The sequence below is a fragment of the Fodinibius sp. genome (genome assembly GCF_041642155.1).
In the GTDB taxonomy this organism is placed as follows: domain Bacteria; phylum Bacteroidota; class Rhodothermia; order Balneolales; family Balneolaceae; genus Fodinibius.
Window position 1 is genome coordinate 1 of the sequence record NZ_JBEPWZ010000121.1, and the last position, 8,315, is coordinate 8,315.

At 45.2% G+C, this 8,315-nt stretch carries 11 protein-coding genes; 3 read left to right on the forward strand and 8 right to left on the reverse strand.

The window, feature by feature from the left end:
• Positions 1 to 326: 326 nt before the first annotated feature.
• From ACESLU_RS08475 to ACESLU_RS08485, 3 genes are all read left to right on the forward strand, one after another.
• Positions 327 to 1,325, forward strand: a complete 999-nt coding sequence (locus tag ACESLU_RS08475) for a pyridoxal-phosphate dependent enzyme (protein ID WP_372637860.1) — start codon at positions 327 to 329, stop codon at positions 1,323 to 1,325.
• A 209-nt stretch (positions 1,326 to 1,534) separates the two neighbouring features.
• Positions 1,535 to 2,704: an FAD-dependent oxidoreductase gene (locus ACESLU_RS08480; protein WP_372637863.1), complete on the forward strand. Its 1,170-nt coding sequence runs from the start codon at positions 1,535 to 1,537 to the stop codon at positions 2,702 to 2,704.
• A gap of 49 nt (positions 2,705 to 2,753) precedes the next feature.
• Complete coding sequence (locus ACESLU_RS08485) at positions 2,754 to 3,842, forward strand: AI-2E family transporter (RefSeq protein ID WP_372637865.1); 1,089 nt, start codon at positions 2,754 to 2,756, stop codon at positions 3,840 to 3,842.
• A 118-nt stretch (positions 3,843 to 3,960) separates the two neighbouring features.
• Here ACESLU_RS08485 and ACESLU_RS08490 read toward each other — a convergent pair whose 3' ends face one another.
• The 8 genes from ACESLU_RS08490 to ACESLU_RS08525 form a co-directional block, all read right to left on the reverse strand.
• Positions 3,961 to 4,296, reverse strand: a complete 336-nt coding sequence (locus ACESLU_RS08490; protein WP_372637868.1) for a hypothetical protein — start codon at positions 4,294 to 4,296, stop codon at positions 3,961 to 3,963.
• Positions 4,297 to 4,350: 54 nt separating this feature from the next.
• The gene (locus ACESLU_RS08495) at positions 4,351 to 5,115 is read right to left on the reverse strand and encodes a ZIP family metal transporter (protein ID WP_372637871.1); all 765 of its coding nucleotides are present in this window, start codon (positions 5,113 to 5,115) and stop codon (positions 4,351 to 4,353) included.
• 227 nt (positions 5,116 to 5,342) lie between these two features.
• Positions 5,343 to 5,705 carry a MerC domain-containing protein gene (locus ACESLU_RS08500; protein ID WP_372637888.1) on the reverse strand — a complete coding sequence of 121 codons (363 nt, stop codon included), beginning with the start codon at positions 5,703 to 5,705 and terminating at the stop codon, positions 5,343 to 5,345.
• A 166-nt stretch (positions 5,706 to 5,871) separates the two neighbouring features.
• A complete protein-coding gene (locus tag ACESLU_RS08505; protein ID WP_372637874.1) occupies positions 5,872 to 6,267 on the reverse strand; it encodes a YtxH domain-containing protein in 396 nt (131 codons plus the stop codon).
• Positions 6,268 to 6,363: 96 nt separating this feature from the next.
• The gene (locus tag ACESLU_RS08510; RefSeq protein WP_372637877.1) at positions 6,364 to 6,570 is read right to left on the reverse strand and encodes a general stress protein CsbD; all 207 of its coding nucleotides are present in this window, start codon (positions 6,568 to 6,570) and stop codon (positions 6,364 to 6,366) included.
• A 197-nt stretch (positions 6,571 to 6,767) separates the two neighbouring features.
• Complete coding sequence (locus ACESLU_RS08515) at positions 6,768 to 7,304, reverse strand: DUF421 domain-containing protein (RefSeq protein WP_372637880.1); 537 nt, start codon at positions 7,302 to 7,304, stop codon at positions 6,768 to 6,770.
• A 126-nt stretch (positions 7,305 to 7,430) separates the two neighbouring features.
• On the reverse strand, positions 7,431 to 7,760 hold the full coding sequence (locus ACESLU_RS08520; RefSeq protein WP_372637883.1) for a pyridoxal-phosphate dependent enzyme: 330 nt from the start codon (positions 7,758 to 7,760) through the stop codon (positions 7,431 to 7,433).
• 121 nt (positions 7,761 to 7,881) lie between these two features.
• Positions 7,882 to 8,315, reverse strand: a 434-nt coding sequence (locus ACESLU_RS08525; RefSeq protein ID WP_372637886.1) for a hypothetical protein, incomplete at its 5' end; no start/stop codon positions are given.

Here is an 8,315-nt window from a genome sequence, read left to right on the forward strand (position 1 = left end):
TACCGCATGATAAAAAAGTAGTGCATGGCTTTTATTGATGGTATAACAGGATATAAAACTTTTTTATAGGATATCACCCGCCATTGAACATCTATTAGAAATATATCATCGATCCGGCCGGCACCCATGAATCACCATCTCATACTCTGTGCAGGATATTTATTTTAAATATGTGATCCCCGATTGTGCAAATAAAATCGCGCCTGTGCCAAAAGACTCTATTTGAATCTTACAAATTCATTGGTCAACCGACATGCCATTCGTTATCAAATTTTGTTATTTTCGGATTGAGCAATGAAGACTCATGCCTACAAACGACACAGCCAATGAATAAGAAACGCAAACGATCGGTCTCATCCGTGCCTATACCGTCCTTTACAGACATCCAGCATGCTTACCAAAAGATCAGTCCCCATATTCATCACACGCCGGTTTTAAGCAGCCAAAAAGTAAATGATCGGGCCGGGGGTGCCATTTTTTTCAAGTGCGAAAATTTCCAGAAAGCCGGCGCCTTCAAATACCGGGGAGCCACCCATGCCGTCACAGAACTATGTAGCAGCGGTACTCCCCAAGGCGTGGCGACACATTCGTCCGGTAATCATGCCCAGGCGGTTGCACTGGCTGCCAGCGTCAGGAATATCCCCGCTCATATTGTGATGCCCGGGAATGCCCCCAGGGTGAAAGTAAATGCGGTTCGGGAGTACGGGGCCGATATTACTTTTTGCGAAGCTACGCAGGATGCCCGGGAAAAAACCCTTGAAGAGGTGATTCAGCAGACGGGAGCCCTCTTTATCCATCCCTACGACAATCCCCATATTATTACGGGGCAGGGCACTGCGGCGCTGGAACTGCTGCAGGAGCAGCCGGACCTGGATATGATGCTGGTTCCGATTGGGGGCGGGGGACTCATAAGCGGTTGTGCTATTGCCACATCAGCGTTGTCCCCGGGGACTAAAATGATAGGTGTCGAGCCCAAAGTAGCCAACGATGCCTGCCTTTCTTTCAACACCGGTACGCTGCATCCGGTACAGAGCACCGATACCGTGGCAGACGGATTGCGAACTTCGCTTAGCGAACTGACCTTCAGCTGTATACAACAACATGTGAATGAAATCCTAACCGTTAATGAACAGGAGATTATCAATGCAATGCGCTTTATATGGGAACGGATGAAAATTATCATCGAACCCTCTTCGGCCGTACCGGTGGCTGCTGCTTTTAACCGGATCGATACGGAACAAAAGAAAGTGGGAATCATCATTAGCGGCGGTAATATGGATCTCGATCATTTACCATGGAATGACAATACGAATGGTACGGGCTGAGATAAAAACCACTATCTCGTCAGGCGAGGACTTTGAAAAACGGAGGGTTGGTTCAAAACCAAACCCTGGACGAGGTTAGAGCCGCAGTGGATAGGTAAACAATTGGTGGAATCCTGAAATCGCGCACATGGAGCAAGCATGGAGCAAGCATGGAGCAAGGGGCAAAACAATGATCTTACAGTTTTCTGCATATGTAAATTTTCTCCAGTATGAATGTTGAAAAAATCATTGTCATCGGCAGTGGGATATCGGGACTGACGACCGCGCTCACGCTGCAGCTCCTGGGTTATGAAACGGTGATCTATACGGATAAAGAAGCCGACCAAATTTCAAATAAAAATGCTCATGCTGAATTTGCCAGTCTGTTTCCGTCCGCTTCGGTCATTCCCCATTCCCTGTATTCGGGCCAGCTGAAAGAGCTTTTCCGTACCTCGCAATCTTTTTTCTACGAACTCCGCAATCAGTCCTTTTCAGGGCTGAGGATCCATCGGCACTTTGAAATTTTTGAGCTTGAGCAGGACGAGCCTCGATACAGCAACTGGATGGTGAACTTCCGTCCCATAACAGAGCTCTCACCGCAGGTGATACCACGCCGATCCTGCTCGCAAAATCTATACGGCTGGACCTTTAACTGTATTTTTGCCGACTGGCCCCGGTATTTTCCCGCATTGACCGCATGCTATAAACAATCGGGGGGGAACATTACCCGGCGTAAAGTGAAAACCGAAGACCTCCCCGCCCTTCCGGCGGACACTATCGTCAACTGCAGCGGGACGGGCAGCCGGGAACTGTTCGATGACCCGCTGGATGAGCAGCTTGTCATGCAGGGACATTTACTGCACAAGCCGGAAGCCCCGCTGATCACCAACTCCAGTGACGAAATTATTTCCTACAACTATACGCCGAAAGCCTCTGCCTATTCCAGTTCTTCCGGGGAAGCCTGTGATGTCTATTGCTACCCTCGCAGGGACGGCTGGGTGTTGGGCGGAAGCCGCGAAACCGGCTACCTGAGCAGTCCTAATACCATGGAATGCTCCAAAAAACATGCAGAAAGTTACCAGATTGGCGGCCTCACCATACCCACAGCCATTTTGGACATAAACAAGGATATTCTACAAACCACCTTTGGTCATTCCCTCAGTCCATCCGACAAGCTACACCCGTTAATCGGTTATCGTTATCTACGCAGTAAAGAGGACGGTTTACGTCTTGATCATGAAACAATGTACGGTAAAACGGTCTATCATAACTATGGTCACGGTGGAGCGGGCGTTACACTCTCATGGGGATGCGCATTGGCTCTGGCAAGCCGTATTACCTCTAAAAATAAGCCTCAGCTGCAAAAGCTTCTGTTAAAAGAATTCGAACATATCACGTAAGTTATTCTCCTACAGTCGGGGCATACGATATTCTTAAAGAATCATACTCATGGAAAACTACCCTATTGCACTTCGCTACCTCATACGACTCCTCTTGTTATTTGCTATCATAGTCGCATTACTGGTTGCCCGCCAGCTGTTAGTTCCGCTCTTTCTGTCTGTTTTATTTGCCTACCTCTTATTTCCCACCGCCCTAAAAATGGAGCGATGGAATGTGCCCAGGATTGCCACAAATCTCATCCTGATTATTGGCTCATTCGCTTTGTTAACGGGTATTATATATGGAATTATCCTGTTGGTGATCACCTTTTCAGAAGATTTGCCCGAAATAAAAGAACAGATCGATACGAATATCACTCGGCTGCGCTGGGCACTGGGGCGTACCTTCGGGGTTACGGCCGAGCAGCTGGACTCTATCATTGAAAGTATCCGTGGATCCGGAGAATATATATCTGAATTCTTCACGGGTACGGCTAATACCATTTTAACGATCGGACTTCTTCCGGTTTACACCTTTCTGCTTTTGTTTTACCGTGATAAATTTCGAACATTTGTCTCCATGCTGATCCCGGAGCAACAAGAGGAAGTAGCCCAGAATATCATTGATCAGGCAGCGAAAATCGTACCTAAATATCTAAAAGGCCTGTTCGTTGTTTGTTTTATTTTGGTAGGGCTGAACAGCCTTGGGTTTTACCTGATAGGGGTACAATATGCCCTTTTAGTAGGCTTTATAGCCGCGGTATTTAACCTGATTCCCTACCTTGGTACGGTCATTGGCTATTTGGTTGCTTTTCTTTTCGTATTAACGACTCAATCGCCGGGTCTTGCGCTGGGGGTCCTTGCCCAGTTTTTTGTGGTACAATTTATCGAGAATAATGTTCTCACGCCCAATATTACCGGATCGTATGTGCAAATAAATCCATTGGTAACCATTCTCTCGCTCATTGCCGGCGGAATGATCTGGGGACTGCCGGGTATGTTTATGGTGATACCCTATCTGGCTATGTTGAAAATTGTTTGTGAGAATATCGATAGTTTAAAACCCGTCGGTTATCTGCTGGGAACAAAAGGAACCGAAAAATTCACACCTGATTTTAGTTCATTCAAGAGAATCTTCGGGTGGGCAGATAGCAAATAAGCAAAGTGGTCGATTACTCTTTTTAATAGGAAAGTAAGGACAGAGCCTGAAGGCACCCGTAAGGATATTAATTCGCATGACAGCCTTGAGAGGCTGTGTGTCAATGGTTTACCTCTCATTACCTGAATTTTTCCTCCGCACACCTCGGGCAGTCGAGCCAGCTTTCGGCAGGTATGCTGGAAAGCGCAGCGGGGCTGCTGCCCCTTTCAAAAACCGGGCGATAGAGTACTTCCCCCTTTTCATGCGATTCGCCACAGGTGTGACAACTGATATCGTCGTCCAGCTCTTTGGGTGTATAGCCGGCAATCACCCAGCCTTCGTGCCCGGCATGGACGGCCAGGCTTTCCAGGGCCGCGCGGACCGTCTGAGATTTATTGCCGCTGTAATATTTTTCGGAAAGTTCCCCCAGCAGCTCAACCGTTTCGTTATCCAAAGTAAAATTAAGGCGTTTCATAGAGGTAAAGTTTTTTAATGAGAAATCCGGGTTGATCCCTAAACAGAAGATATATTAATAGGCGGCATACCAAGCCAAAAAGACTGCAAGTCCACCTATAAACGTATATAGAACCGCCCGGCGGCGGTATTGGTCCAGTTTATGGTGCGCATCATGCTCCAGGTCTGTTTCCTGATGGATCTTCCCTCCCACTTCGCATTCAGGGAGAAAGTCGATAGCCACATGGAAAAAAACCCCGGTCGCAAATCCGAAAATAAGCGCATTTACAACAACATTTTCGGGGATATTTAACAGGCTAACCGGCAGTGCCGTTAGTCCGATAGCGGAAGCCGGAAGTAATATTAAAATGGCCGATTTTCCCTGTATAGTGAGTCTCCGGGATGCGGCGTAACCGGCGGGACCCTTATGAGAAACAATGGCTATACCCAGCAGCACTCCAAGTTCCGGCATAGCAGCATAAACCGTCCCGATAATCAATCCTGCTGACAGGGCATGCGAGGTCAGTTCCAGGACAACGGGATCGATTGATGTCGACGTATGGGTCAGGCCATGATTGAGGGTATGAATAGCAAAGCCGGCTATAATACCGGCTGCAATCCCCAGCCCGCCATAAACAGGATGATGATTAATGGCCGAGGGGACCAGGAAAATAGCGGCGCTGGTAATCATTGCACCGCTTGCCAGTCCATAGCCGGCGATAAGGTGATTCAGTTTACGCTGTCCTGCAGCTTTAATTCCCAATGGTATGGCCAGGGCCATAGAGGCAAAAGCGATCCAGGAAATCCCGATAATTTTCCAATTCGATTGGAGTATGGCCAAAACAGTAAGTATGCAGAACAGAAAAAAACTGCTAAAAACAATTGATTTATCAGACATCATTCTATTATTGGAAGAGGACTTTACAAAACCGGTCTTTTGCCCCATGTCGGCGTTATCCGTTGTTTTAAATTTTACATATAAGCTATATGCTGCGGTTTTTGAATACGCTCAGGCTTTGATCCCTAACAAAATCACTGATTTTTCAAAACCAACTGGAAATAATTTAATCAGAACTCTTCAGCTACCGAACAAGCTCTTGCGGAGTGACTTCTATAATTCATCCAGTGTCCCGCTATAAGCAAAATACTTCCCAGCAGCGTAACCCATGTTTCTCCTTTCTGGCTCATCCAATCATGCAATCCCCATGTTATAATAAGTATAGTTAATCCTGATAATAGCAAGGCAGCAAAAGGGTTATATTTGTTACTATATCTAATTGAAAAATAAACAGTAGGGATGATTAAAATAAGTAATACGGGATGCGTCCACTCATGTATGTGCTCAGCTACCGGGTAAAGCGGTAACAGGGATAGAAAAATAGGCACCAGCAAACAGTGGACGGCACACAGGCCTGACAGGCTCACCCCCATCCTATCCCAAAAATATTTTGTAAACAAAAGCTTGCTGTTAGTGAATAATTAGTGTGTATTATTATACACACCCTGTAAGTAATATACAAGCTCAAAATAAAAATCCCCCGGGATTACCAAAATCCTGAGGGATTAATAGCCTTATGCACCGTGGGCTGACAAAAAATCAACGATTTCGTATCGCTTCTATCAACTCGCTTTTATTCATTGTTGAATACCCGTCAATTTCCAGTCTTTTTGCTTTTTCATACAGTTCATCTTTCGTCCACTCGTCATAAGAAGTAAACTTCTTTGCCTTACCGAGTATATCGTCTCTTTTCTTTTTTACCTCCTGGCTAATTTCACTTACTTCCTCTTTTCCTGCTTCAAGTCCCTTATTAAGACTTTGGCGCAGTTCTCCTATCTCATCTTTTATATCTTTAAGATATTCTTCACGCTTTTCAGCGATTTTCTTCCTGGTCTCCTCCCCTTTGTCAGGTGCGAAAAGCAGGCCTAATATAACACCACTTGCGACTCCCGTTAGCGTAGCTAAAATCACTTTTTCTTTATTGTCTGTTCCCATAATATTAAGGATTTGATTGATGATAATAACAAGTTAATTACCTATATAACCTAAACAATAGATATAAGTAAAATAATTTCAGCAATGATATTTTTATTATTCTGTTTTTTGCTGTTTAATATAACCCCGAATCATTGTTGAGACTTCCGTTTTTGTTTTTCCCAGTTTTTGCTGCAATGTAGCAAACAGCTTTTCTTCTTTTCCTTCTTCATATGTAAGATTCTTTTCCGTTAATATAGGATGATCATCTATAAGTTGGGTTTTCAGTTTATCCCAGTTTTCTATTGTTATAAGATCACTCATAATAGAACCTTAATTTGAATTTATTATCCGGGCAAATCTCTTCCCCGCGCCGTTATCCAGACACGGTGAGGTTTTGGTTTATATTCCTGTAAGCATCAAAAGTTTCCGGTTTATTATGCATCATTAGATATTCTCTCCTTTTAAGTTGTGCGCGGTATGTTCCTCCGACGAATCCACACCAGCCGTCAAAGCAGTTACTATTCGTCCCAGCCTCGCACTCCCCGTAATATTACGTCATCTACCTCATGGTCGGGATCTTCATTATGAAGTACCGCAATATCACCGGTAGCTTCCATCACGACTGCTTTAACCTGGCTGAGCTGTGTGGCATTCGCCTCACGTAACTTGGCACGCAGATCAGCATGGGTAACTTTCGCTTCCCTTAGGTTTTCTTCCAGGATGTTGGTCCCTTTCATGAGGAGCAGCGGTTCATTATTCACCAGTTTATCCACCAGCGAAGAACGCCCCCGTAGACTGGCAACCACAATCTGTATAATATATAAAGCAGCAAGAGCAGCAATCGCCAGGTACAAAGGCGGACTGTCGGATAAAACCGTGCTGCCGATCACGGAACCAATAGCTACCGTAATAGCAAAATCAAAACTTGACATCTTCGAAAACGAACGGAGCCCCCCCATTCGGGTAAAAAGGATAAGCGCAATATAAATTCCAAGTGCTGACAGCGAAGCCATCAACACGGCCGTCCATGTAGTATTAATCCAACTGTAATCCATAATATCAAGATAAATTATTAGAAGTATTGGTTAATCAGATAGTTTTTCGTCCCGGTACCAGCCGATCTGCAGATGGTGCTCCAAAAATAACACTTCCAACCGCATCTACCGCAACTATTTTCGTATTCAAATTATGTTCACGCACATAGTCTGCACATCCCATGATGGTACCGCAGGTACTGGTTGCAGCAAGCAGGTAATCGGGGGGGACCGGCAAACCTGTGCCAACCCAATAGCCATATTCCCCGAACTTGATTCGATAATGGTATCGTTGAGCCTTAATTTACCTTCCTCAAGAGCCTTACATATCATTTTAAAAGCCGGGCGATCTTTGATGCTTGCTCCCGGGTTAAACATTTCCATCTTTCCGTAAATCCGGAAAGGAGAAGCCTTGTATAACTTTTTCAAAGGGACCAATGGTGTTTGGCCGATGGTTGACAATATTCCGTTATTCATGTATATGTTTTTAAAGTATTTGGGCGCCAGACTATTAGCTGCAAATAATTATGCTACGCGCAGCAAAGAAAAGATGTGTCATTGGTCAACCGATACCCTCCCCGATTAAACAGTTCATATTTCACTCTTCTTCAGTGTGGTCTAATCGATGAGAACGATCCGGATGCAGGATTCCGATCATATCCCTGACGGTATTGTACAGGAGCAGTATGATCGTTATAAAAGCTCCACCAACAATCGATGAAGTAACCAAAGTCACGTAATAGATGTAGGTGAACCACTGGATGGAAGCCGAGTCGGACTCGACAATCGGGATGTTTAACATAAGGTACAGTACGGCAGTGGTTACCAGGGTAATGGTAGCCGTCAGGGCAATTTGCTTGACTCGCTGATAATGGGACCATTTAATATCTATATCCAGGCTTTTGCTGAGGCTAAGCAAAGTAAGCATCAATGCGAGTATGTTACCCAGTCCCAGCAACAACGTGCCGAAAAAAGAACGGGTTGCGGGAAGGGTGGATTTGAACAGCTGATATGCCTCCGAACCACTCGCCT